Annotated in this window: 17 protein-coding genes; 16 read left to right on the plus strand and 1 reads right to left on the minus strand. The window is 72.7% G+C overall.

Annotation, left to right across the window (positions count from 1 at the left end; translation table 11 throughout):
- Position 1 precedes the first annotated feature (1 nt).
- The 3 genes from ACWDBE_RS29920 to ACWDBE_RS29930 are packed head-to-tail and all read left to right on the plus strand — an operon-like array spanning position 2 to position 5339.
- Positions 2-1402 (plus strand): lysine N(6)-hydroxylase/L-ornithine N(5)-oxygenase family protein, encoded by a 1401-nt coding sequence (locus ACWDBE_RS29920; RefSeq protein ID WP_449809570.1) that lies wholly within the window; start codon positions 2-4, stop codon positions 1400-1402.
- Positions 1380-3203: an IucA/IucC family protein gene (locus tag ACWDBE_RS29925; RefSeq protein WP_449791086.1), complete on the plus strand. Its 1824-nt coding sequence runs from the start codon at positions 1380-1382 to the stop codon at positions 3201-3203. The genes ACWDBE_RS29920 and ACWDBE_RS29925 overlap by 23 nt, the downstream gene beginning before the upstream one ends.
- A 12-nt stretch (positions 3204-3215) precedes the next feature.
- Positions 3216-5339 carry an ATP-dependent DNA helicase gene (locus tag ACWDBE_RS29930; RefSeq protein WP_392883655.1) on the plus strand — a complete coding sequence of 708 codons (2124 nt, stop codon included), beginning with the start codon at positions 3216-3218 and terminating at the stop codon, positions 5337-5339.
- 126 nt (positions 5340-5465) lie between these two features.
- On the opposite strand, the gene lexA is transcribed toward ACWDBE_RS29930, so the two are convergent.
- A complete protein-coding gene (gene lexA, locus ACWDBE_RS29935) occupies positions 5466-6161 on the minus strand; it encodes a transcriptional repressor LexA (protein WP_449791116.1) in 696 nt (231 codons plus the stop codon).
- A 528-nt stretch (positions 6162-6689) separates the two neighbouring features.
- Here lexA and nrdR point away from each other — a divergent pair.
- The 13 genes from nrdR to ACWDBE_RS30000 all read left to right on the plus strand — a co-directional run bounded on the left by nrdR (position 6690) and on the right by ACWDBE_RS30000 (position 23175).
- Positions 6690-7190 (plus strand): transcriptional regulator NrdR, encoded by a 501-nt coding sequence (nrdR, locus tag ACWDBE_RS29940; protein WP_380695744.1) that lies wholly within the window; start codon positions 6690-6692, stop codon positions 7188-7190.
- A 199-nt stretch (positions 7191-7389) separates the two neighbouring features.
- On the plus strand, positions 7390-10281 hold the full coding sequence (locus ACWDBE_RS29945) for a vitamin B12-dependent ribonucleotide reductase (protein WP_449791087.1): 2892 nt from the start codon (positions 7390-7392) through the stop codon (positions 10279-10281).
- Between the two features lie 189 nt (positions 10282-10470).
- Positions 10471-11265, plus strand: a complete 795-nt coding sequence (locus ACWDBE_RS29950) for an SDR family oxidoreductase (protein WP_449809571.1) — start codon at positions 10471-10473, stop codon at positions 11263-11265.
- Positions 11266-11534: 269 nt separating this feature from the next.
- Complete coding sequence (locus ACWDBE_RS29955) at positions 11535-13295, plus strand: ATP-binding protein (protein ID WP_449809572.1); 1761 nt, start codon at positions 11535-11537, stop codon at positions 13293-13295.
- Positions 13295-13729 (plus strand): roadblock/LC7 domain-containing protein, encoded by a 435-nt coding sequence (locus tag ACWDBE_RS29960; RefSeq protein WP_449791090.1) that lies wholly within the window; start codon positions 13295-13297, stop codon positions 13727-13729. Before ACWDBE_RS29955 ends, ACWDBE_RS29960 begins: the two co-directional genes overlap by 1 nt.
- A complete protein-coding gene (locus ACWDBE_RS29965) occupies positions 13726-14094 on the plus strand; it encodes a DUF742 domain-containing protein (protein WP_392883665.1) in 369 nt (122 codons plus the stop codon). The genes ACWDBE_RS29960 and ACWDBE_RS29965 overlap by 4 nt, the downstream gene beginning before the upstream one ends.
- Positions 14075-14878, plus strand: coding sequence for a GTP-binding protein (locus tag ACWDBE_RS29970; protein ID WP_449809573.1), 804 nt, complete (start codon positions 14075-14077; stop codon positions 14876-14878). The genes ACWDBE_RS29965 and ACWDBE_RS29970 overlap by 20 nt, the downstream gene beginning before the upstream one ends.
- Entirely contained in the window at positions 14875-16119 is a 1245-nt protein-coding gene (locus ACWDBE_RS29975) for a cytochrome P450 (RefSeq protein WP_449791093.1), read from the plus strand. The genes ACWDBE_RS29970 and ACWDBE_RS29975 overlap by 4 nt, the downstream gene beginning before the upstream one ends.
- 35 nt (positions 16120-16154) lie before the next feature.
- A complete protein-coding gene (locus ACWDBE_RS29980) occupies positions 16155-17369 on the plus strand; it encodes a cytochrome P450 family protein (RefSeq protein ID WP_449791094.1) in 1215 nt (404 codons plus the stop codon).
- A gap of 196 nt (positions 17370-17565) precedes the next feature.
- The gene (locus tag ACWDBE_RS29985; protein ID WP_449809574.1) at positions 17566-18954 is read left to right on the plus strand and encodes an ABC transporter substrate-binding protein; all 1389 of its coding nucleotides are present in this window, start codon (positions 17566-17568) and stop codon (positions 18952-18954) included.
- A 112-nt stretch (positions 18955-19066) separates the two neighbouring features.
- Positions 19067-20164 carry a carbohydrate ABC transporter permease gene (locus ACWDBE_RS29990; RefSeq protein WP_449809575.1) on the plus strand — a complete coding sequence of 366 codons (1098 nt, stop codon included), beginning with the start codon at positions 19067-19069 and terminating at the stop codon, positions 20162-20164.
- Positions 20161-21153: a carbohydrate ABC transporter permease gene (locus ACWDBE_RS29995; RefSeq protein WP_449809576.1), complete on the plus strand. Its 993-nt coding sequence runs from the start codon at positions 20161-20163 to the stop codon at positions 21151-21153. The genes ACWDBE_RS29990 and ACWDBE_RS29995 overlap by 4 nt, the downstream gene beginning before the upstream one ends.
- 333 nt (positions 21154-21486) lie before the next feature.
- Positions 21487-23175, plus strand: a complete 1689-nt coding sequence (locus ACWDBE_RS30000) for a DUF4153 domain-containing protein (RefSeq protein ID WP_449809577.1) — start codon at positions 21487-21489, stop codon at positions 23173-23175.
- The last annotated feature ends 126 nt before the right edge of the window (positions 23176-23301 follow it).

Raw genomic sequence — 23301 nt, forward strand, 5'->3', positions numbered from 1 at the left:
TGTGGACACCACGACACACCCTCCGTACGACCTGCTCGGCGTCGGCATCGGTCCGTTCAACCTCTCGCTCGCCGCACTCGCCGAGCCCGTCCCCGGCCTGCGCACGCTCTTCTGCGACCAGCGCCCGGAGTTCCGCTGGCACCACGGGATGCTGGTGGACGGAGCCCGGATGCAGGTGCCGTTCCTCGCCGACCTGGTCTCCCTGGTCGACCCGACCAGCCCGTGGTCCTTCCTCAACTACCTGCGCGACCAGGACCGGCTGTTCCCGTTCTACTTCGCCGAGCGCTTCCAGCTGCCGCGCCGCGAGTACGACCACTACTGCCGCTGGGCCGCCGAGCGGCTCGCCAACTGCCGCTTCGGCACCGAGGTCACCGCCCTGCGCTGGGACGCCCCCTGGTACCGCGTCGAGCTGACCGACACCGCCACCGGCCGGCGCTCCGAGGCCAGGGCCCGCAACCTCGCCCTCGGCGTCGGCACCCGGCCGGTCCTGCCCGAGGCCTTCGCCGCGCTGGCCGGCCACCCCCGGGCCTTCCACTCCGCGGAGTACCTGGACCGCCGCGCCGACCTGGCCGGCACCCGGGACATCACCGTGGTCGGCAGCGGACAGTCCGGTGCCGAGGTCTTCCTCGACCTGCTCCGGCACCACGAGGGCGACGGCGTCCGGCTGCGCTGGCTCACCCGCACCAGGGCGCTCGCCCCCATGGAGTACTCCAAACTCGGCCTGGAACACTTCACCCCCGACTACACCCGCTACTTCCACGGCCTGTCCGCACCCGTCCGGGACGCGCTGGTCGCCGCCCAGTGGCAGCTGCACAAGGCCGCCAGCGCCGAGACCCTCGCCGAGATCCACGACCACCTCTACGAGCGCACCATCGGCCGCCCGATCGACACCGCCCAGGTCGAGATCACCCCCGGCACCGCCGTCACCGCCGCCCGCCCCGGCCCCTGCGGCGGCCTCGAACTGCACTGCCGACACACCGACTCCGGCGCCGAACACCTGCTGCGCACCGACGCCGTGGTGCTCGCCACCGGCTACCGGGCGGCCCGCCCGGCCGCCCTCGAACCGCTCGCCGAACTGATCGACTGGGACGAGGCCGGGCGCTACCGGGTAAACCTGGACCACCGGGTCGCCACCCGGCCCGAACTCACCGGCGGGCTGTACGTCCAGAACGCCGAACTGCACACCCACGGCGTCGGCACCCCCGACCTCGGACTCGGCGCCCACCGGGCCGCCGTGATCCTCAACGCCGTCACCGGGCGCACCGTCCACCGGCTGCCCGGCCGCACCGCCTGGACCGGCTTCGCGCCGCCCGTCACGGCCGCCGCGTCCGCGACCTTCGACCAGACCACCGTCGTCCCCCGCCCCCAGGAGTTGACCCGTGCCGCAACCGTCGGCCGCTGAACCGCCGCTCCACCTGCCCCCGCACCTCACCGCCGGGCACTGGCAGCGGGCCGGCCGCGCCCTGCTGGCCAAGATGCTGGGCGAGTTCGCCTACGAGGAGCTGCTCCGGCCCGTCCCCGGGGACGCGCCCGGCGAGTACCGGCTGGAGCTGCCCGAGGCCGAGTACCGCTTCACCGCCCGGCGCGGCGCCTACGACAGCTGGCAGGTCGACCCCGAGTCCGTCCGCTGCTCTCGCCCCGACGGCCTGGATCCGCTGCGCTTCCTCCCGTACGCCCGGCAGACCCTCGGCATGCGCGGCGAGACCACCGGCCACCTGATCCGCGAGCTCTCCGCCACCCTGACCGCCGACGCCCGCCAGCTCGCCACCGCGCTGACCGCCGCCGAACTCGCCGACCTCGACCACGCCGCCCTGGAGGGCCGGCAGACCGGCCACCCCTGGATCGTCCCCAACAAGGGCCGGATCGGCTTCTCCTCCGCCGACGCCGCCCGCTGGGCCCCCGAGGCCCGCAGCCCCCGCCCGCTGCCCTGGATCGCCGTCCACCGCCGGCTCGCCGAGTACCGCGGTGTGCCCGGACTCGAGCGGCCCGAGCAGCTGTACGCCCGCGAGCTGGACGACGTGGACGCGCTGCGCGCCGCGCTCGGCCCGGACGCCGAGGACTACCTGCTGCTGCCCGTCCACCCCTGGCAGTGGGACGAGACGATCCTGCCGCTGTTCGCGCCCTGGATCGCCTCCGGCGAGATCGTCCCGCTGCCCTCGGACGGGGACCCACGGCTGCCTCAGCAGTCCATCCGCTCCTTCTTCAACACCGCCCACCCCGAGCGCTGCACGGTCAAGCTGCCGCTGTCCATCCTCAACACCCTGGTCTGGCGCGGCCTGCCGGTCGAGCGCACGCTGGCCGCGCCCACCGTCACCGCCTGGCTGCTCGGAGTGCGCGACGCCGACCCGTACCTGCGCGACGAGTGCCGGGTGATCCTGCTCGGCGAGATCGCCTCCGTCACCGTCGACCACCCGCTCTACCGCGAGCTGCCCGAGGCGCCGTACCAGTACAAGGAACTGCTCGGAGCGATCTGGCGCCAGCCGCTCGGGCCCTTCCTGGCCGAGGGCGAGCGGGCCCGCACCCTGGCCGCGCTGCTGCAGACCGGTTCCGACGGGCGGGCGCTCGCCGCCGAGCTGATCGACCGCTCCGGCCTCGCCCCCGCCGAGTGGACCGCCCGGCTGTTCGCCTCGATGATGCCGCCGCTGCTGCACTTCCTCTACCGCTACGGGCTGGTCTTCTCCCCGCACGGCGAGAACGCCATCGTGGTCTTCGACTCCTCCGAGGCGCCCGCCCGGCTCGCGGTCAAGGACTTCGTGGACGACGTCAACCTCAGCGCCCAGGGCCTGCCCGAACTCCACGGCCTGCCCGCCGAGGTGGCCGAGGTCCTGCTGCGGGAGAGCCCGCAGGGGCTCTGCCAGTTCATCCACTCCGGGCTGTTCATCGGCGTCTTCCGCTACCTGGCCCCGCTCCTGGAGGCGCAGACCGGACTGCCCGAGACCGAGTTCTGGGCGCTGCTGCGCGCCGAGGTGCTGCGCTACCAGGACCGCTTCCCCGAGCTGAGCGAGCGCTTCGAGCTGTTCGACCTGTTCCGCCCCCGGATCGACCGGCTCTGCCTCAACCGCAACCGGCTGCTGCTGGACGGCTACCAGGACCGCCCGCACCGCCCGCACGCCGCCCGGTACGGGACCGTGCCCAACGCGCTGGTCGCCGTGGACGTGCGACTGCCCGGGCAACGGAACCGGATTGTCACCCCCGCCCCGTAGGGTGGGAGGGTCATGACGAACGACTCCGAATCCCACGACTCCGAATCCCAGCGGGCGGCGGACCTCGGCGACGAGGCCGAGGAAGCCGTAGCCGTCCCGCGCTCGCGGATCCCCGAACTGCTGCACGCCGCGGTGGCGGCCGTCGGCGGTGTGGAGCGCCCCGGTCAGGTCCGGATGGCCGAGGCCGTCGCCGACGCCGTCGACCACGGCGAGCACCTGCTCGTCCAGGCCGGCACCGGCACCGGGAAGTCCCTGGCCTACCTGGTGCCCGCGCTCGCCCACGGCGACCGCGTGGTGGTCGCCACCGCCACCCTGGCACTGCAACGCCAGCTGGTGGAGCGGGACTTGCCGCGCACCGTCGACGCGCTGCACCCGGTGCTGCGCCGCCGCCCGCTGTTCGCGATGCTCAAGGGCCGCTCCAACTACCTGTGCCTGCACCGGGCCAACGAGGGCACGCCGAGTGACGAGGGCGAGGGCCTGTTCGACCCGGTGGACGCGCTCGGCGGGCCCACCGGGAAGCTCGGGCAGGACGTGCTGCGGCTGCGCGACTGGGCCGACGAGACCGACACCGGGGACCGCGACGACCTCAGCCCCGGCGTCTCCGACAAGGCCTGGGCCCAGCTGTCGGTCACCTCCAAGGAGTGCCTGGGCGCCACCCGCTGCCCGTACGGGCAGGAGTGCTTCGCGGAGAAGGCGCGGGAGCGGGCCAAGCTGGCGGACGTCGTGGTCACCAACCACGCGATGCTCGCGATCGACGCGATCGAGGGCGCGCCGGTGCTGCCCGAGCACGGGCTGCTGATCGTGGACGAGGCGCACGAGCTGGTCAACCGGGTCACCGGCGCGGCCACCGCCGAGCTGACCGTCGGCGCGGTCAACCGGGCGGTGAAGCGGGCCGCGCGGCTGGCCAACGAGAAGGCCGTCGACGCGCTCCAGGCCGCCGCCGAGAACTACCACGGCCTGATGGAGACCGCCCAGCCCGGGCGGGTCGAGGAACTGCCCGAGTACCTGGCGTACGCGGTCACCGCGATCCGGGACGCCTCCCGGCAGGTGATCACCTCGCTCGGCGAGACCAGGGACAAGGGGCTCAGCGACGAGGACGCCGTCCGCAAGCAGGCGATGGCCTCGGCCGAGGCGCTGCACGAGACGGCCGAGCGGCTGTTGGAGGACTCCGAGTACGACGTGGTCTGGATCGAGCGCAGCGACCGCTACGGGCTGGGCACCGCCTCGCTGCGGGTCGCCCCGCTGAGCGTCTCCGGGCTGCTGCGCGAGGGCCTGTACAAGGAGCGCTCGGTCGTCCTCACCTCGGCCACGCTCAAGCTCGGCGGGGACTTCAACGGTGTCGCCGCCTCGGTCGGCCTGCCGTCCGAGACGCGGCTGCCGGACGTCCGCACCGACGGGGACAACCCCGAGCCGGGCTTCGGGGAGGACGCCGTCCCGCACTGGCGCGGGATCGACGTCGGCTCGCCGTTCAAGTACCCCAAGCAGGGCATCCTGTACGTCGCCAAGCACCTGGCCGACCCCGGGCGGGACCCGGAACGGCCGGACATGCTGGACGAGTTGGCCGAGCTGATCGGCGCGGCCGGCGGGCGGACGCTGGGCCTGTTCTCCTCGATGCGCGGCGCCCAGACGGCCGCCGAGGCGATGCGCGAGCGACTGGACAACCGCGTCCTGCTCCAGGGCGAGGACACCCTGGGCGAGTTGATCCGGGAGTTCGCCTCGGACGCGACCACCTGCCTGTTCGGCACGCTCTCGCTCTGGCAGGGCGTGGACGTGCCCGGCTCGGCCTGCCAACTGGTGGTGATGGACCGGATCCCGTTCCCCCGGCCGGACGACCCGCTGATGAGCGCCCGCCAGAAGGACGTCGAACAGCGCGGCGGGAACGGCTTCATGGCCGTCGCGGCGACGCACGCGGCGCTGCTGATGGCGCAGGGAGCGGGCCGGTTGGTGCGCGCGGCCGACGACCGGGGCGTGGTCGCGGTGCTGGACCCGCGGGTGGAGACCAAGCGGTACGGGGGCTTCTTCCGGTCCTCGATGCCGGAGTTCTGGTACACCACGGACCGCAACCAGGTGCGCCGCTCGCTGGCGGCGATCGACGCCTCGGCGGCGCCGGTGCGGCCGGTGGTGAAGCGGGGCTGAGGGCCCCGCCGCGGCACACGACGCCGGAGGGGCTCCCCGTGGTCGCGGTGGAGCCCCTCTCCCGTGTGCGGCGACCCCGGGGACGGCGGCCCGGGTGCGGCGGTCTGTGGCGGTGCGCGCCGTACGTCAGAGGCGGCGCAGGACCGCGACGACCTTGCCCAGGATGGTCGCGTTGTCGCCGTTGATCGGCTCGTACGCGGAGTTGTGCGGCATGAGCCAGATCCGGCCGTCCTCGCGCTTGAGCCGCTTGACGGTGGCCTCGCCGTCGATCATCGCGGCGACGATGTCGCCGTTCTCGGCGACCGGCTGGCGGCGCACGGTGACCCAGTCGCCGTCGCAGATGGCCGCCTCGATCATCGAGTCGCCACGCACGGTGAGCGCGAACAGCTCCCCCTCGCCGACCAGCTGGCGGGGCAGCGGGAAGACGTCCTCGACCGTCTGCTCGGCCAGGATCGGCCCGCCGGCGGCGATCCGGCCGACCAGCGGGACGTAGGAGGTGGACGGGCGGCCGGCCGTCTCGGCGGTGTTCGGGCGGGCCACCTCGACGCCACGGACCTCGTAGGCGCGCGGACGGTGCGGGTCCCGGCGGAGGAAGCCCTTGCGCTCCAGGGCCATCAGCTGGTGGGCGACCGAGGAGGTGCTGGACAGGCCGACGGCCTGGCCGATCTCGCGCATGGACGGCGGGTAGCCGCGGCGCTGCACGGAATCCCGGATGACCTCGATCACCCGGCGCTGGCGCTCGGTGAGCCCGGCCTCGTCGGTGCGGATGCCGGGCGGGCGGCCGGGCATGGCGCGGGCGGGGGAGGAGTGGCTGTCGTCCATGGCGGCGGAGTGTTCGATCGGCTGGTCGGGGACGCGGGGCGCCCCGGAAAGGGCCGCGCCGGAGAGACGGTGGTCTTCGCTACGGTCCATGTTGATGTCCACACCCTGCTGATTCATGGTGCGCTGCCCCACCTTGAACTGGGAGTGTTCCTGCACCGGGATGGTGTTGCTTTCGATCGTGTTCACGGCGGCCCCTCTCGACGGCTGTCCTCTCCCTTTTCCAGCCCAACGCGCCTCCTATCGAAAGGTTGCGCCAAACACACGTTCGAGTGAATTATTCGGGAGTTGACTGACTCGATCAAGGCTTTGTTGTACATCGAGTAAATGTTCGAGCAGAACTCGACCTCGGCAGTCTAATCGGCACCGACACGCCAGGGCGTCCACCTCCCCCTGAGACCTAGATGTAGTGGCTACAGTCCTCTCCGTGCCCAGTACTAGTGGTCACCCCGCATGATCAGCTTGCCGAGGCCGGGGGCACATCGCATAGACTCGACTGGTCCGAACGTTCTGCCAGGGAGGGATCCCGAGGTGCACTGCCCCTTCTGCCGGCACTCCGACAGCCGTGTTGTCGACAGCCGGACCACCGAGGACGGCAGCTGCATTCGCCGCCGTCGGCAGTGCCCGGACTGCGGTCGCCGCTTCACCACGGTGGAGACGGCCGCACTGATGGTCATCAAGCGCAGCGGCGTCACCGAGCCGTTCTCCCGGCAGAAGGTCATCACCGGCGTCCGCAAGGCCTGCCAGGGCCGTCCCGTCACCGAGGACGCGCTGGCCCAGCTCGGCCAGCGCGTCGAGGAGTGCGTGAGAGCCAGCGGCAACGCCGAGCTGACCACCCACGACGTGGGGCTGGCCATACTCGGCCCGCTCAAGGAACTCGACGTGGTCGCCTACCTGCGCTTCGCCTCCGTGTACCAGGCGTACGACGGACTGGAAGACTTCGAGGCCGCCATCGCGGAACTCCGCGCCGAGCGGCCCCACACCCCGGAGACGGACGACACCTGCGTGTCCGTCTCCGCCGCCGCGCCCTAGCCGGCGCCGGGCCCCTGGCCCGCCCTGTTCCGCACCACCACGGCCCCGCGGGGCCCACGCGTGCCCGAAACCGGGGCACGAAACACTACAAACCGTGCGCAAGCAGGCTGGGTCTCCGTCTGCCCGCACACCGGAAGAACGAACCAGCAGTGCCCGGACTTTTAGGGGCACTTCGGGCGTTTGCCCAGGAGGAGGAAAAGTGACAGACACCACGAGCGGTTCCGCGCGCGGGTCGAAGTCCGAGAAGGCCGCGGCCAAGGGCGCCAAGGCCCCGAAGGGCGGTCTCCGGATGGAGCGCATCTACACCACTCCTGGCGTGCACCCGTACGACGAGGTCCGCTGGGAGCGGCGCGACGTCGTCATGACCAACTGGCGCGACGGCTCGATCAACTTCGAGCAGCGCGGCGTCGAGTTCCCCGACTTCTGGTCGGTCAACGCCGTCAACATCGTCACGTCCAAGTACTTCCGCGGCGCCGTCGGCACCCCGCAGCGCGAGTGGAGCCTGAAGCAGATCATCGACCGCGTGGTGCTCACCTACCGCGCCGCCGGCGAGAAGCACGGCTACTTCGCCTCCAAGGACGACGCCGAGATCTTCGAGCACGAGCTGACCCACGCCCTCCTCCACCAGGTGTTCAGCTTCAACTCGCCGGTCTGGTTCAACGTCGGCACCAAGCAGCCCCAGCAGGTCAGCGCCTGCTTCATCCTGTCCGTCGACGACTCCATGGAGTCGATCCTCGACTGGTACAAGGAAGAGGGCATGATCTTCAAGGGCGGCTCCGGCGCAGGCCTCAACCTCTCCCGGATCCGCTCCTCCAAGGAACTGCTCTCCTCCGGCGGCAACGCCTCCGGCCCGGTCTCCTTCATGCGCGGCGCCGACGCCTCGGCCGGCACCATCAAGTCCGGTGGCGCCACCCGCCGCGCGGCCAAGATGGTCGTCCTCGACGTCGACCACCCGGACATCGAGGCCTTCATCGAGACCAAGGTGAAGGAGGAGGAGAAGATCCGCGCCCTGCGCGACGCGGGCTTCGACATGGACCTCGGCGGGGACGACATCACCTCCGTCCAGTACCAGAACGCCAACAACTCCGTCCGCGTCAACGACGAATTCATGACCGCCGTCGAGAACGGCACCGAATTCGGCCTGCGCGCCCGGATGACCGGCGAGGTCATCGAGACCGTCGACGCGAAGAAGCTGTTCCGCAAGATGGCCGAGGCCGCCTGGGCCTGCGCCGACCCCGGCATCCAGTACGACACCACGATCAACCACTGGCACACCTGCCCGGAGTCCGGCCGCATCAACGCGTCCAACCCCTGCTCCGAGTACATGCACCTGGACAACTCCAGCTGCAACCTCGCCTCGCTCAACCTGATGAAGTTCCTGCGCGAGGACGACTCCTTCGACGCGGAGGCCTTCGCCAAGGTCGTCGAGCTGGTCATCACCGCGATGGACATCTCCATCTGCTTCGCCGACTTCCCCACCGAGAAGATCGGCGAGACCACCCGCGCCTTCCGCCAGCTCGGCATCGGCTACGCCAACCTCGGCGCCCTGCTGATGGCCACCGGCCACGCCTACGACAGCGAGGGCGGCCGCGCCCTGGCCGGCGCCATCACCTCGCTGATGACCGGCACCGCGTACCGCCGCGGCGCCGAACTCGCCGGCGTGGTCGGCCCGTACGACGGCTACGCCCGCAACGCGACCGCCCACCGGCAGGTCATGAAGCAGCACGCGGACGCCTCGCTGGACGCCGTCTCGGTGGACGACCTGGACTCCCCGGTCTGGCTGGCCGCCAACAAGACCTGGCAGGACGTGCTGCGCATCGGCGCGCAGAACGGCTTCCGCAACGCCCAGGCCTCGGTGCTCGCCCCGACCGGCACCATCGGCCTGATGATGGACTGCGACACCACCGGCGTCGAGCCCGACCTGGCCCTGGTCAAGTTCAAGAAGCTGGTCGGCGGCGGCTCGATGCAGATCGTCAACGGCACCGTCCCGCGCGCCCTCAAGCGCCTCGGCTACCAGGACGAGCAGATCGAGGCGGTCGTCGCCCACATCGCCGAGCACGGCAACGTGGTGGACGCGCCGGGCCTGAAGCCCGAGCACTACGAGGTGTTCGACTGCGCGATGGGCGAGCGCGTCATCTCGGCCATGGGCCACGTGCGCATGATGGCGGCGATCCAGCCGTGGATCTCGGGCGCCATCTCCAAGACCGTGAACATGCCCGAGAGCGCCACCGTGGAAGAGGTCGAGGAGATCTACTTCCAGGCCTGGAAGCTCGGGGTGAAGGCCCTGGCCATCTATCGCGACAACTGCAAGGTCGGCCAGCCGCTCTCGGCGAAGACCAAGTCCTCCGAGGCCGCCGAGGCCAAGGTCGAGGAGGCCCCGGCCGCCGCGGTCGAGAAGGTGGTCGAGTACCGCCCGGTCCGCAAGCGCCTGCCCAAGGGCCGTCCGGGCATCACCACCTCCTTCACGGTCGGTGGCGCCGAGGGCTACATGACCGCCAACTCCTACCCGGACGACGGTCTGGGCGAGGTCTTCCTGAAGATGTCCAAGCAGGGCTCGACCCTCGCGGGCATGATGGACGCCTTCTCCATCGCCGTCTCGGTCGGCCTCCAGTACGGCGTGCCGCTGGAGACCTACGTCTCGAAGTTCACCAACATGCGCTTCGAGCCGGCCGGTCTGACCGACGACCCGGACGTGCGGATGGCGCAGTCGATCGTCGACTACATCTTCCGCCGCCTGGCGCTCGACTTCCTGCCATTCGAGACCCGCTCGGCGCTCGGCATCCACTCCGTCGAGGAGCGCCAGCGCCACCTGGAGACGGGCTCGTACGAGCCGCTGGAGGCCGAGGAGATCGACACCGAGTCGCTCGCCCAGTCCGCCCCGGTCGCCGCCAGGCCGGCCGTGGTCCCGGCCCCGGCCGTCGAGGCGCCCAAGGCGGCCCCGAAGCAGGCCCACAACTCCACGGAGCTGATGGAGATCCAGCTCGGCCTCAACGCCGACGCCCCGCTCTGCTTCTCCTGCGGCACCAAGATGCGCCGCGCCGGCAGCTGCTACCTCTGCGAGGGCTGCGGCTCCACCAGCGGCTGCAGCTGACCGCGCCCGACCCCGGTGGTCGCCTCCTGAGGTGACCCCCTGAAGCGGGGCGAGGACCTTTCCCGGTCCTCGCCCCGCTTTTTCGTGTGCCTGGGCGTGTCTTTCGTGTGCCCGGGCGTGCCGATGTCACGTCCTGGGGTGGTGTCCGGTCCGTAGGGGGTGAAGGCATGTGACGAGAGGAGCGGGGCGATGGCCGGGACGGTGCTGGTGACCGGGGCGACGGGGACGTTGGGGCGGGAGGTGGTGCGGCTGCTGGTGGCGCGCGGGGTGGCGGTGCGGGGGTTGAGCCGGCGGGTGCGGGAGGGGGGCGACGGGGTCGAGTGGGTGGTCGGGGACCTGGTGAGCGGGGCCGGGATGGCGCGGGCGCTGGCCGGGGTCGAGGTGGTGGTGGACTGCGCGACCACCCAGAAGAAGGAGGACGTGGCCGGGGTCCGGACGCTGGTGGCGCGGGCCGGCGAGGCCGGGGTGCGGCACCTGGTGTACGTGTCGATCGTCGGGATCGACCGGGTGCCGATCGCGTACTACCGGACGAAGCTCGCCTGCGAGCGGGTGGTGCGGGAGTCGGGTTTGGGCTGGACGGTGCTGCGGGCGACGCAGTTCCACGACCTGGTGCTGAAGGTCTTCGACGCCTCCGCGCGGCTGCCGGTCTTCCCGGTGGTGAGCGGGGCGGCGTTCCAGCCGGTGGACGTCCGCCAGGTGGCCGAGGCGGTCGTGGACCTGGCGGGGCGGGAGCCCGTCGGCTTCGCGCCGGAGGTGGGCGGTCCGCAGGTGCGTTCGTACCGGGAGCTTGCCGGGGATTACCTGCGGGCGGCGGGCAAGCGCCGGGTGCTGCTGCCGCTGCGCCTGCCGGGAGCGGTCGGCCGCGGGCTGCGGGAGGGCGGCAACCTGACGCCGGACCGGGCGGTGGGCCGGGGGACCTTCGAGGAGGCGCTGGAGCGGCGGTTCGGCGGTCGCCGAGGCCGTTCACACGTCGACCGGAGTTGACGGCAGGGGCGAGAGCGGAGAATTCGCGGCTGCGGCGAGCAGCAGGGGCCCGGTGGGTGATGGCGGGAGACTGGCCGTCAACTGGCCGCTTGAGGCCTATGTCTGAATCGATATGATCGGCCGAAAGCGTGAACCGATCAGATGCCCGAAGACGATTCGCTGCGTCGCCGGGCGGTCCGGTATCGCGCCCGACCAGCTGTCGGCGGCCGCGACCGTCGCCGACCCGCTGCCCGCGCCGCCGCCCGCCGACGTTGCCGAGGACCGCACCGATGAGAGAAGCCACCAGCCCCGACGGCCGATCGCGCCGACGGCCCGCGCCGCGCACCGTCGCCCTGACCGCGGTGGCCGTGCTGCTGGCGCTGGTCGCCGCGCCGGTCGGCGTCACCCGGGCGTTCGGCGCGCACCAGCCGCTCACCGCCCTCGCGGTGGTCGCCGTCACGGTGCTCTGGCTGATCGCCGTCGGGCTCGCGGCGACCGGCGTCGAGCGCAACCACGGGCTGACCGAGGAACTGGCCGCGCAGCACGAGGAGACCCGGGCCGCGCTGGTCGCCGCGGGCAGGGCCCGGCAGGCCGAGACGGCCGCCGCCGACCACGCCGCCGCCGCGCTCGCCGAGCGGGACGCCGCCCGTGCCGAGCAGGCCAGGGCGGAGGCGGACGTCACCGCCGCGCACGCCGAGCTGGCCCGGCTGCGGGCCGAACTCGACGCCGAGCGCGCCGGGGCGGAGGCGGAGCGGACCAGGGCCGAGGCCGAGCGTGCCGAGCTGGCCCGGATCGTCGACGGCGTACTGCCCGAGGTGGTGACGAAGCTGCGGGCCGGCGTGGCCGTGGACAGTGCGCTGGCCGTCCACCGCAAGCACCCCCAGTACGTGCTGCTGCGTGCCGTCGGCGAGGAGATCGGCCGCGGCGAGCGGCTGCGGGCCGCCGCGCTCGCGGTCTGCGCGACCGCCGCCGGGCGGGTCCAGGCGCTGGCCACGAGCATGCACGCCGAGTTGCGCGAGATGCAGCACCGGCATGACGAGGAGGTCCTCGGCGACCTGCTGAGCCTGGACCACTCGACCGCCCAGGCGGGCCGGATGGCCGACAGCATCGCGGTGCTCACCGGTGCCCGGTCGGGGCGCCGCTGGGCCAAGCCGATCTCGGTGGAGTCGGTGCTGCGCGGTGCGCTCGGCCGGATCGGCGCCTACCAGCGGGTGCGGCTGCACAACGCCAGCACCGCCGCGGTCGCCGGGTACGCGGCCGAGGGCGTGATGCACGCGTTGGCCGAACTGCTGGACAACGCCACCAACTTCTCCGCCCCGCCGGCCGAGGTGCACGTCTACGTCGAGGAGGTGCCGGCCGGGCTGGTGGTCACCGTCGAGGACAGCGGGCTGGGCCTGAGCGACAGCTGGCTGCGCCGGGCCGAGCGGGCCGTCTCCGCCGAGCCGCTGGACCTCACCACGCTCTCCGCCGGGACCCGGCTGGGGCTGGCGGTGGTCGGCGTGCTGGCGCGCAAGCACGGGCTGCAGATCTCCTTCCGGCCGTCGGCGCGTGGCGGCACCGGGGTGGTGGTGCTGATCCCGCAGCAGCTGGTCACCCACCCGGCGCCGGCTGCCGCCCCGGCGTCGGTCCCGGCGCAGGCGCCGTCCGTGGAGAACGCGCGCCCGGCGCTCACCTCGGCGCGCACCGCCCCCGCCTCCCTGCCTCCGGTGCCCTCCGCGCAGCGGACCCCCGTCGGGGCTGGAACCGGGGCACAACCGCTGCCCAAGGCGCAGACCGCCACCGCGCCCGCGCTGCCGGCCGCGCCCGCCCGGATGACCGACAGCGGCCTGCCGCAGCGCCGTCGCGGGCAGACGCTGGCCACCGCCGCCCCCGCGGCGGACCGGGCCGCGAAGCCCGCAGGAGCCGACGCGGCGGTTGCGGCCGCCCGGTTCGGCGCGTTCCGACGGGCCGCCGCCCGTCCCGTGGGGGCCGAGCAGCCCCCTGCCGGGGTTCCGACCACGGACCCCGACACCATGCCCGACGCTTCCCCCGTCACCGAGAAGGACACCTGATGAGCAGTGCCGACGACCGCGACCTCGACTGGCTGTTGGAGAACCTGCTGGCGGCGACCCCCGGCACCCGGCACGCCCTGGTTCTCTCCGCCGACGGCCTCAAGCTCTGCCACACCGCCGGACTGAGCACCGACCAGGCCGACCAGCTGGCCGCCATCGCCTCCGGCCTGCAGAGCCTGGCGCACGGCGCCTCGATCGAGTTCGGTGACGGCAGCGGCGGCGTGCGGCAGTCGATGACCGAGTTCCACGGCGGCATCCTGTGCATCGTGGCGGCCGGCGAGGGCGCCCACCTGGCGGTGGTCACGGACGACGAGGCGGACGTCGGCGTGGTCGGCCACAACATGCACGGCCTGATCGAGCAGATCGGGGTCCACCTCAGCGCGCCCGCCCGGAGTACGGAAGGCGAGGCCGTGCGAGAGAGCGCGACGATATGACCGCGGGGCCGGTGCTGCCGGGGCGCGACGACGACCCCGACCGCCTCTACACCATCACCCGGGGACGCAGCCGGGCTCCGGAGAACGCCTTCGACCTGGTGACCCTGATCGTCGCCGAGCGGCAGCCGGCGCCTGGGATGCAGTCGGAGCACGCCCGGATCCTGCGGATGTGCGAGGCCCCGACCGCGGTGGTGGAGGTGGCGGCGGAGCTGGCGCTGCCCGTCTCGGTGGTGAAGATCCTGCTCGGCGACCTGCTGGAGTCCGGGGCCGTCACCGCCCGCCACCCCCGGTTCGCGCCGAACAAGGCCCGGCTGCCCGACCTCGACACGCTGAAGCAGGTGCTGCATGGCCTCCAACAGCTCTGACGTCCGGGCCGCTGATGACGTCCGGATCGATGCCGACGGCCGGTCCGATGCCGACGTCCGGTCCACCGCCGGGGACGGCGTGCGGCCCGCCGGCTCGCGCACCCCGCTGCGGGCGACCGCCGACAACGCGCTGAAGATCGTCGTGGTCGGCGGCTTCGGGGTGGGCAAGACCACCCTGGTCGGGTCGGTCAGCGAGATCCGTCCGCTGAACACCGAAGAGGTGATGACCAGGGCGGGCGAGGGCATCGACCCGGCCGGCACCTGGGGCAAGCGCTCCACCACGGTCGCCTTCGACTTCGGCCGGATCACCCTCTCCGAGCGCCAGGTGCTCTACCTGTTCGGCGCGCCCGGGCAGGAGCGCTTCTGGTTCCTCTGGGACCGGCTGTTCAGCGGCGCCCTGGGCGCGGTCGTCCTGGTGGACACCCGGCGGCTGGAGGAGTCCTGGTACGCGATCGACCGGCTGGAGCACCACGGCACGCCGTTCATCGTGGCCCGCAACAACTTCGGCGAGCCGAGTCACACCCTGGAGCAGGTCCGCGAGGCGCTGGACCTGCCGGCCGAGGTGCCGCTGGTGGACTGCGACGCGCGCGACCGCGAGTCCGGCAAGCGGGTGCTGATCGCCCTGGTCCACCACCTGGCCGCCCTGGCCGGGGCCGACGCGGCGAGCCTGGCCGACGGGGCCGCCCCGGTCACCGCCGACGGGCCCGCCCCGGTCGCCGCCGGAGGGGAAGAGCCCGCCCCGGCAGGGTCCCGAACCGCGATCTACGAGGAGAGCACCCCGTGACCGAGCCCGCCGCCACCCCGCCCCCGGGCTGCCCGGCGCACGCCGGCGCCACGCCGCTGTACGGGCCGCGCTTCCAGACCGACCCGTCCCAGCTCTACCGCGAGCTGCGTGCCGCGCACGGCCCGGTCGCCCCGGTCGAGCTGGCCGGCGGGGTGCCCGCCTGGCTGGTGATCGGCTACCGCGAGCTCCAGCAGGTGACCGGCCAGCCGCAGCTGTTCGGCCGCGACTCCAGCCGTTGGCACGCCTGGGCGACGCTGCCCGCCGACTGGCCGCTGAAGCCGATGATGGCGCCCGTCCCCTCGATCCTCTACGCCGAAGGCGAGGAGCACGTCCGGCGCTCGCGCGCGGTCACCGACGCGCTGGCCGGGACCGACCCGTACGAGCTGCGCAAGCATGCCGAGGAGATCGCCGACCGGCTGATCGACGAGTTCGCCGGGCGCGGCGAGGCCGACCTGGTCGCCGAGTACGCGCACCGGATGCCGCTGCTGGTGCTGTGCCGGGTGCTCGGCCTGGACGAGGAGCAGGCACCGCAGCTGACCGCGGCGCTGCTGGCCATGCTGGACGGCGGCCCGGACGCGCCGGCCGGCGCCCAGCGGCTGCTGGAGCTGATGCTCGCGCTGGTGGAGGAGAAGGCCGAGCACCCGGGCGCCGACATCGCCTCGCGGATGCTGGCGCACGAGGCCGGGCTGACCCACGACGAGGTGATGCGCGACCTGCGGGTGCTCTTGATCGCCGGCCACCAGCCGAGCTCGTACTGGATCTCCAACGCGCTGCGGCTGATGCTCACCGACGAGCGGTTCGCGGCCTCGCTGGCCGGCGGCCGGCGCAGCATCAGCCAGGCGCTGAACGAGGCGCTCTGGGAGGACACCCCGACCCAGATCTTCGCCGGCCGCTGGGCGGTCAGGGACACCCAGCTGGGCGGTCAGCGGATCGGCGAGGGGGACCTGGTCCTGCTCGGAATCGCCGGGGCCAACGCCGACCCGGCGGTCCGGCAGGCGGACGGCCGCCCGGCGGAGGGGAACCGGGCGCACATGAGCTACTCGTACGGCGAGCACGGCTGTCCCTTCCCGGCCCAGGAGGCGGCCGAGGTGATCGCCACCACCGCGATCGAGGTGCTGCTCGACCGGCTGCCGGACCTGAGGCTGGCGGTGGCCGAGCACGCGCTGGTGTGGCGGCCGTCGGCCTGGGTGCGCGGGCTGGTGGCGCTGCCGGTCTCGTTCACCCCGGGCCACCCGGCCTGATCATTCAACACCCGCCGTTCGAAAGAGAGTTGTCGATGACCGCTGCCCCGGCCCGAATCGTCCTCGACCCGCTGGCCCGCGACAACGCGGCCGAGGGTGCGCTGCTGAGGGCCGCCGGCCCGGCGGTGCCGGTCGAGCTGCCCGGCGGGGTCCGGGCCTGGGCGGTGACGCAGCATGCCGCCGCGCGCGACCTGCTGACGGACGCCCGGCTGGTGAAGGACGCCGCGCACTGGGCGGCCTACCGGCGCGGGGAGGTGCCGAAGACCTGGCCGCTGATCGGCCTGGCGGTGCCCGGCCCGAGCATGGTGACCACCGACGGCGCCGAGCACCGCCGGCTGCGGGCGCTGGTCGCCCAGGCCTTCACCCCGCGCCGGGTGGAGCTGATGCGCCCGCGCGTCGAGGAGGTCACCCACGCGCTGCTGGACGCCCTGGCGGCGGGTGAGCCCGTGGTGGACCTCAAGACGGCCTTCGCCTTCCCGCTGCCGATGACGGTGATCTGCTCGCTGCTGGGCGTGCCGGAGTCGGACCACGGCCTGCTGCGCGACCTGTACGAGCGGTTCTTCGGCACCAAGCCGAACCCGGAGGGCATCCAGGCGACCGTCGCCGGACTGAACGCCTTCGTCAACGACCTGGTGGCGCAGCGTCGTTCGGCTCCCGGCGAGGACCTGGCGAGCGTGCTGCTGGCGGCCGACACCGAGGGCGGGGCGCTGACCGACGCGGAGGCGGCGGCCACCCTGCGGGTGATCATCGCGGCCGGCCACGAGACCACGGTGAACCTGATCGGCAACGCGGTGCGGGCCCTGCTGACCCACCCGGACCAGCTGGAGCTGGTCCGCTCGGGCCGGGTCTCCTGGGACGCGGTGGTGGAGGAGTCGCTCCGCTGGACGCCGCCGACCAGCAACTTCCTGTTCCGCTTCGCCGCCGAGCCCATCCCGGTCGGTGACGTGGTGATCCCGGCGGGCGAGCCGGTGCTGGTCTCGTACAACGCGATCGGCCGCGACCCGCTCCAGCACGGGGTGACGGCCGAGGTCTTCGACATCACCCGGGACCCGATCCGCCACCTGTCCTTCGGCCACGGCCCGCACGTCTGCCCCGGCTCCCCGCTGGCCCGGCTGGAGGCGGGGATCGCGCTGCCCGCGCTGTTCGAGCGCTTCCCGGGGCTGTCGCTCGCGGTGCCGGACGCCGAGCTGCGTCCGAGCCCCTCGCTGGTGGTGAACAGTCTGCTGGAGCTGCCGATCCGGCTGTTCTGACGTTGCGTCATACTGACTGCCCCCGCTCGGGTTTCCGGTCGGGGGCGGTCGTGCACCTTGGCGCGGGCCGACGGCTGCGTTAACGTCTTCGATCAGTTCGGCCGCCCGTCCCGCTGCTCCCCGCAGGCCCATCTCCGGTACAGCGCAATGTCGTTCAGTCCACCGTCGGCAGCATGCCCTGGCGAGGAGAACCGCATTGACCCTCAATCCGACCGCACTGCATGTGAGTCACCGCCGTCGCCTGGCTGCCGTACCAGCTCTGGTGGCGGCACTGGTGCTGACCGCGGCCTGCTCCAACAGCTCCGGCGGTTCGGGTGGCGGCGGAGGCGGGTCGGCCGCGTCGCTGTCCGGTGACTGCGCCAAGTACCAGCCGTACGCCGGACACTCGGGCACCACCGTGACCGTGTTCGCCTCGATCCTCAGTCCGGAGTCGGACAACCTGGAGAAGTCCTGGGCCGAGTTCGGCAAGTGCACCGGGATCAAGATCAGCTACGAGGGCTCGAACGACTTCGAGTCCCAGCTGCCGGTCCGGGTCTCCGGCGGCAACGCCCCGGACTTCGCGATCATCCCGCAGCCGGGCCTGCTGGCGCAGATGGTGAAGAGCGGCAAGGTGGTGAAGCCGCCCGCCCAGACCGTCGCCAACCAGGACAAGTGGAGCCCGATCTGGAAGACCTACGGCTCGGTCAACGGCACCTTCTACGCGGCCCCGATGAGCGCCAACATGAAGTCCCTGGTCTGGTACTCGCCGAAGGCCTTCAAGACGGCCGGCTACGAGGTGCCCAAGACCTGGGCCGACCTGATGGCGCTCAGCGACCGGATCGCCAAGGCGGGTGGCGCCAGGCCGTGGTGCGGCGGCATCGCCTCCGGGACGGCCACCGGCTGGCCGGCCACCGACTGGCTGGAGGAGGTGGTGCTCGGCTCGTACGGCGGCGAGGTGTACGACCAGTGGGTCGGCCACCAGGTGAAGTTCTCCGACCAGAAGATCACCACCGCGATGAAGACCGTCGCCGACTGGATGCAGAACCCGGCCTGGGTCAACGCGGGCTTCGGCGACGTGAAGTCGATCGCCACCACCACCTTCCAGGACGCGGGCACGCCGATCCTGAGCGGCAAGTGCCTGATGCTCCAGCAGGCCTCGTTCTACGAGGCGCAGTGGCCCAAGGGCACCAAGGTCGGGCCGGACGGGGACGTCTTCGCCTTCCGCCTGCCCGCGGTGAACCCGTCGGTCGCCAACCCGGTCGAGGGCGGCGGAGAGTTCCTGGCGGCCTTCTCCGGCCGGCCCGAGGTGCAGGCGGTGCAGAACTACCTGTCCAGTTCGGACTGGGCGAGCAGCCGGGTGAAGACCGCGAGCGGCTGGGTCTCGGCCAACCAGGGCGTGGACAAGAGCCTCTACACGGACCCGATCGACAAGCTGTCGGCCGAGGCGCTGACCGACCCGTCGGCGACCTTCCGCTTCGACGGCTCCGACCTGATGCCGGCCGCCGTGGGCGCCGGGCAGGAGTGGAAGTCGCTCACCGCCTGGTTCGCGGAGGGGCAGTCGATCCAGAAGACCGCCGCCGACATCGACGCCGCCTGGCCGCAGTAGCCGACGTGCCGGGGCCGCTCCCGGCGCACCCGGGACCACCTGTCGAGGGCGGTGCGGGACCACCCACCCGCACCGCCCGCCCTTCCCACCACGCCCGAAGGGACGCGCAGCCATGTCCGTACCCGGATTCCCTTCTCCCGGCTTCCATTCGCTCGGACTCCCTTCGCCCGGGTTCCCTTCGCCCGTCGGCGGGTCGGCCGCCGAGGGGCTGCTCGTCGACAGGCTGGCGGCCGGCTCCTGGAACGACGCGGCGATCAAGTTCGGCAACACCTTCGGCGCCGTCGCGGGCTTCCTCGGCATCCTGCTGGTGGTCTTCCTGGTCGCCGGACGGGCCCGGGGCCGGCTGGCCCGTCCGCTGGCGGTCGCGGTGTTCCTCGGTCCGGCGGTGCTGCTGCTGGCCGTCGGCCTGGTGGTGCCGCTGGTCCGCACGGTCTACCTCAGCCTCCAGAACGACGACGGCACCCGGTTCGTCGGCGGTGAGAACTTCGGCTGGGCCTTCACCTCCGACTCGGTGCAGAAGGTGCTGGTCAACACGCTGCTCTGGCTGGTGGCCGTACCGCTGGTGGCGACCGGGCTGGGACTGGTGCTGGCGCTGCTGGTGGACCGGATGCGAGGCCAGTCGGTCTACAAGTCGCTGATCTTCATGCCGATGGCGATCTCGTTGGTCGGCGCGTCGATCATCTTCAAGTTCGTCTACGAGTCGCGCGGGCCGGGCCAGCCGCAGATCGGCCTGCTCAGCCGGCTCGCCGTCGCGGTGGGCTGGAACGATCCGCCGAACTGGTTGCTCTCGCAGCCGCTGAACACCTTCCTGCTGATGGCGGTGATGGTCTGGGTGCAGACCGGCTTCGCGATGGTGGTGCTGTCGGCGGCGATCAAGGCGATCCCGGCGGAGGTGGTGGAGGCGGCCCGGCTGGACGGCGCGAGCGGGGCACGGCTGTTCTGGTACGTCACCGTGCCGATGATCCGCAGCACGGTGCTGGTCGTGCTGACCACCGTCCTGCTCATCACCCTGAAGGCCTTCGACATCGTCCGCACCATGACCGGCGGCAACTTCGGCACCCAGGTGCTGGCGAACGAGATGTACTCGCAGTCCTTCGTGCAGTTCAACTCCGGTCGCGGCAGTGCCCTCGCGGTGCTGCTCTTCGTCGCGGTGCTGCCGCTGGTGGCCTACAACATCGTGCAGCTGCGGAAGGAGCGTGAGGTCCGGTGACCGGGACGGACGGCCGGGAGGGGGCGGCGGATCCGGCGCGGCCGGCGGAGCCGTTGCGGGAGGTGGAGTCGCCGCGGGAGGTGAGGCCGGCGCAGTCGGTGCGGAAGGCCTTCAGCAGTCCGCTGGCCTCGGTGTTCGTGATCGCGATGACGGTGCTCTGGACGATCCCGACGCTGGGCCTGCTGGTGACCTCGCTGCGGCCCAAGCAGGACGTGACGGACAGCGGCTGGTGGACCGCCCTCGTCCACCCGGACCTCGGCCTCGACAACTACCACTCGGTGCTGTTCGAGGGCGGGCCCGGCGTCTCCACCGGCCTGATGCCCTTCCTGGCCAACTCGCTGGCGATCGCCGTCCCGGCGACGGTCTTCCCGCTGATGCTGGCGGCGATGGCGGCGTACGCGCTGGCCTGGGTGCGGTTCCGGGGGAGCGACGTGGTCTTCTTCACGGTGTTCGCGCTCCAGGTGGTGCCGCTCCAGATGGCGCTGATCCCGCTGCTGCGGCTGTTCTCCGGCGGCGCGCACCTGGGGCCGCTGACGCTGATCCCGGCGGTGGACCTGAAGGGCAGCTACGCGCCGGTCTGGCTGGCGCACACCATGTTCGCGCTGCCGCTGGCGGTGTTCCTGCTGCACAACTTCATCGCCCAGCTGCCGCGCGACCTGATGGAGGCCGCGGTGGTGGACGGCGCCTCGCACTTCAAGATCTTCCGTTCGATCGTGCTGCCGCTGTGCACCCCGGCGCTGGCCTCGTTCGCGATCTTCCAGTTCCTGTGGGTCTGGAACGACCTTCTGGTGGCGCTGACCTTCGCGGGCGGCACCCCGGAGGTGGCGCCGATGACGGTGCGGCTGGCACAGCTGTCCGGTTCGCTCGGCGGGCGCTGGGAGCTGCTCACGGCCGGGGCGTTCCTGTCGATCACCGTGCCGCTGATCGTCTTCTTCAGCCTCCAGCGGTACTTCGTCCGGGGACTGCTGGCCGGGTCGGTGAAGGGGTAGCGGGGGAGTCCAGGGGAGCGAGGCAGTCCTGAACGCGTTCAGACTCAACTTTTGAACTTGTTCAGAATGGTCTACAGTCGGCAGCGGCCGGGGCGCCGAACGCGCCCGCCGGCGGACCGCCCGTGGGGTGGCCTCCGCATGCCCGCCGATCACTGAGGGGGACTCATGTCCGGCCCTTCCGCGCCTGTGCCACCCGATTCGTCCGGCCCTTCCGGCGTTCCCGACTCCTCCGGGCCGCTCGGTTCGGCCGGGTCGCCCGACTCTCCCGGCCCCTCCGGGGCGCCGGGTGCGAGCGACGTGCCGGGGCCGACCGGGGCGCCGGGTGCGGCCGATGTGCTGGGTGCGAGCGACGTGCTGGGGTCGAGCGACGTGCTGGGGTCGACCGCGTCGCGCAACCCGTACGGTGCGTACGACCCGTACGACCCGTACGGTCCCTACCGCGCGGTCGGCCCCGGCCCGCAGGGCAGGCCGGGGCGGGGGCCGGTGCCCGGAACGTCGGCGCACTCGGTCGGCACGTGGCTGCGCGCCAGTGACCCCGAGCGCCGGGCAGGGGCCACGCCCCGGGTCGTCCTGGCCGCCCTGCTCACCGGTCTGCTGACGGCCTGGCTGCTGTTCGACGGTCTGGGTGTGAACCTGCTGGTCTGCGGTGCCGCCACCGCCGTCGGGGCCGGGTTCGCCGCCCGGGTGGCGGGCCGTCGGATCCGGCCCTGGACGGCCGTCTGGAGCCTGCTCGCCCTCGCCCTGCTCGTCGTCCCCGCGCGGTGGGACGCCGACTGGCCCGCGCTGCTGGCCGCCGGGGGCGCGCTCGCGCTGGCCTCACTGGCCCTGCACGGCGGCCGTCGCTGGGCCGGTGTCCTGTTCGCCCTGCCCGGTCTCCTCTGGCAGCCGGTGCCCGCCGTGGGGTGGGCCTTGACCAGCGTGCAGGGGCGCCTGCTGCCGGGCCGGGGCCGGATCGTCCCGGTGCTCAAGGCGCTCGCGGTCGCCGCCGTCCTGCTGACCGTCTTCGGCCTGCTGTTCGCCAGCGCCGACGCCGCCATGGCGGACCTGCTGGGCAACCTCAGCCCGGACCTCGACCTCGGCCGGCTCCCGGGGCGCGCCGTGCTGTTCGTGCTCGGGACGGCGACCGCGCTGGGTTTCGCGCACATGGCCGCCGGCCCGCGCCGCTGGGACCGCACGGTGATCCGGCCGGGCCGCGAGCGGCGCCGGCTGGAGTGGGCGCTGCCGCTGGTCGCGCTCAACCTGATGTTCGGCGTCTTCGCGGTGATCCAGGCCGTGGTGGTGCTCGGCGGCGCGGACGCCGTGCTGAGCAACACCGGGATGAGCCGCTCCGAGTACGCCCGGCAGGGGTTCTGGCAGCTGAGCGTGATCACCGTGCTGACGCTGGTCGTGGTGGCGGTCGCCAAGCGCTGGGCGCCGCGCACCACCGCCGCCGACCACCGGCTGGCGCGGATCCTCCTCGGGCTGCTCTGCCTGCTGGCGCTGGCCGTGGTCGCCTCGGCGCTCGGCCGGATGTGGTTCTACGTGGACGCCTCCGGGCTCACCCGGCTGCGGCTCTGGGTGCTGGTGGTCGAGGTCTGGCTGGGCGTGGTCTTCCTGCTGCTGATCGCCGCCGGGCTGACCCGCCGCGCCGGCTGGCTGCCGCGCGTCGTCGTCCTCAGCGGGATGCTCACCGTCGCGGTCTACGGCCTGATGGGTCCGGACGCGATCGTCGCCGAGCAGAACGTCACCCGGTACGAGCAGGCCCTGCGGACCGACCCGCACGGCGCGGCCATCGACCTGCGCAACGTCCGCCGGCTCTCGGCGGACGCGGTGCCCGCCCTGGAGCGCCTCCCCGAGCCGCAGCGGAGCTGTGCGCTGCAGCTGATCGGACACGAGCTGGAAGGGGAGTCGAGGCCCTGGTACGCGACCAACCTCGCCGCCGCCCGGGCCCGGGGGATCCTGGCGCAGCGGCCGCTGGCGGACTCCACGGTGGTCGGCCGCACGGCCTGCGACGGGGCGGGGCTGGCGTACGAGGACCTGTAGGCCGACCCGGGGCTGGGGCCCGCGGACAGCGGCAGGGCCGGCCGGGAGCGTGCTGCTCCCGGCCGGCCCTGGGCGTTGTGGTTTGTGGCGGTGTCGCCGCGTCGCGACGGTGTCAGTGCATCGCGA

Source organism: Kitasatospora sp. NPDC001132 (assembly GCF_053598415.1).

Excerpts from the sequence above, each read along its gene's own strand:
- ACWDBE_RS29950 (WP_449809571.1), top strand. The coding sequence starts at position 10,471 with ATGGCCGGGACGGTGCTGGTGACCGGGGCGACGGGGACGTTGGGGCGG.
- ACWDBE_RS29960 (WP_449791090.1), top strand. The coding sequence starts at position 13,295 with ATGAGCAGTGCCGACGACCGCGACCTCGACTGGCTGTTGGAGAACCTG.
- ACWDBE_RS29990 (WP_449809575.1), top strand. The coding sequence starts at position 19,067 with ATGTCCGTACCCGGATTCCCTTCTCCCGGCTTCCATTCGCTCGGACTC.
- ACWDBE_RS29970 (WP_449809573.1), top strand. The coding sequence starts at position 14,075 with ATGGCCTCCAACAGCTCTGACGTCCGGGCCGCTGATGACGTCCGGATC.
- ACWDBE_RS29955 (WP_449809572.1), top strand. The coding sequence starts at position 11,535 with ATGAGAGAAGCCACCAGCCCCGACGGCCGATCGCGCCGACGGCCCGCG.
- ACWDBE_RS29930 (WP_392883655.1), top strand. The coding sequence starts at position 3,216 with ATGACGAACGACTCCGAATCCCACGACTCCGAATCCCAGCGGGCGGCG.
- ACWDBE_RS29980 (WP_449791094.1), top strand. The coding sequence starts at position 16,155 with ATGACCGCTGCCCCGGCCCGAATCGTCCTCGACCCGCTGGCCCGCGAC.
- lexA (WP_449791116.1), bottom strand. The coding sequence starts at position 6,161 with ATGGACGACAGCCACTCCTCCCCCGCCCGCGCCATGCCCGGCCGCCCG.
- ACWDBE_RS29965 (WP_392883665.1), top strand. The coding sequence starts at position 13,726 with ATGACCGCGGGGCCGGTGCTGCCGGGGCGCGACGACGACCCCGACCGC.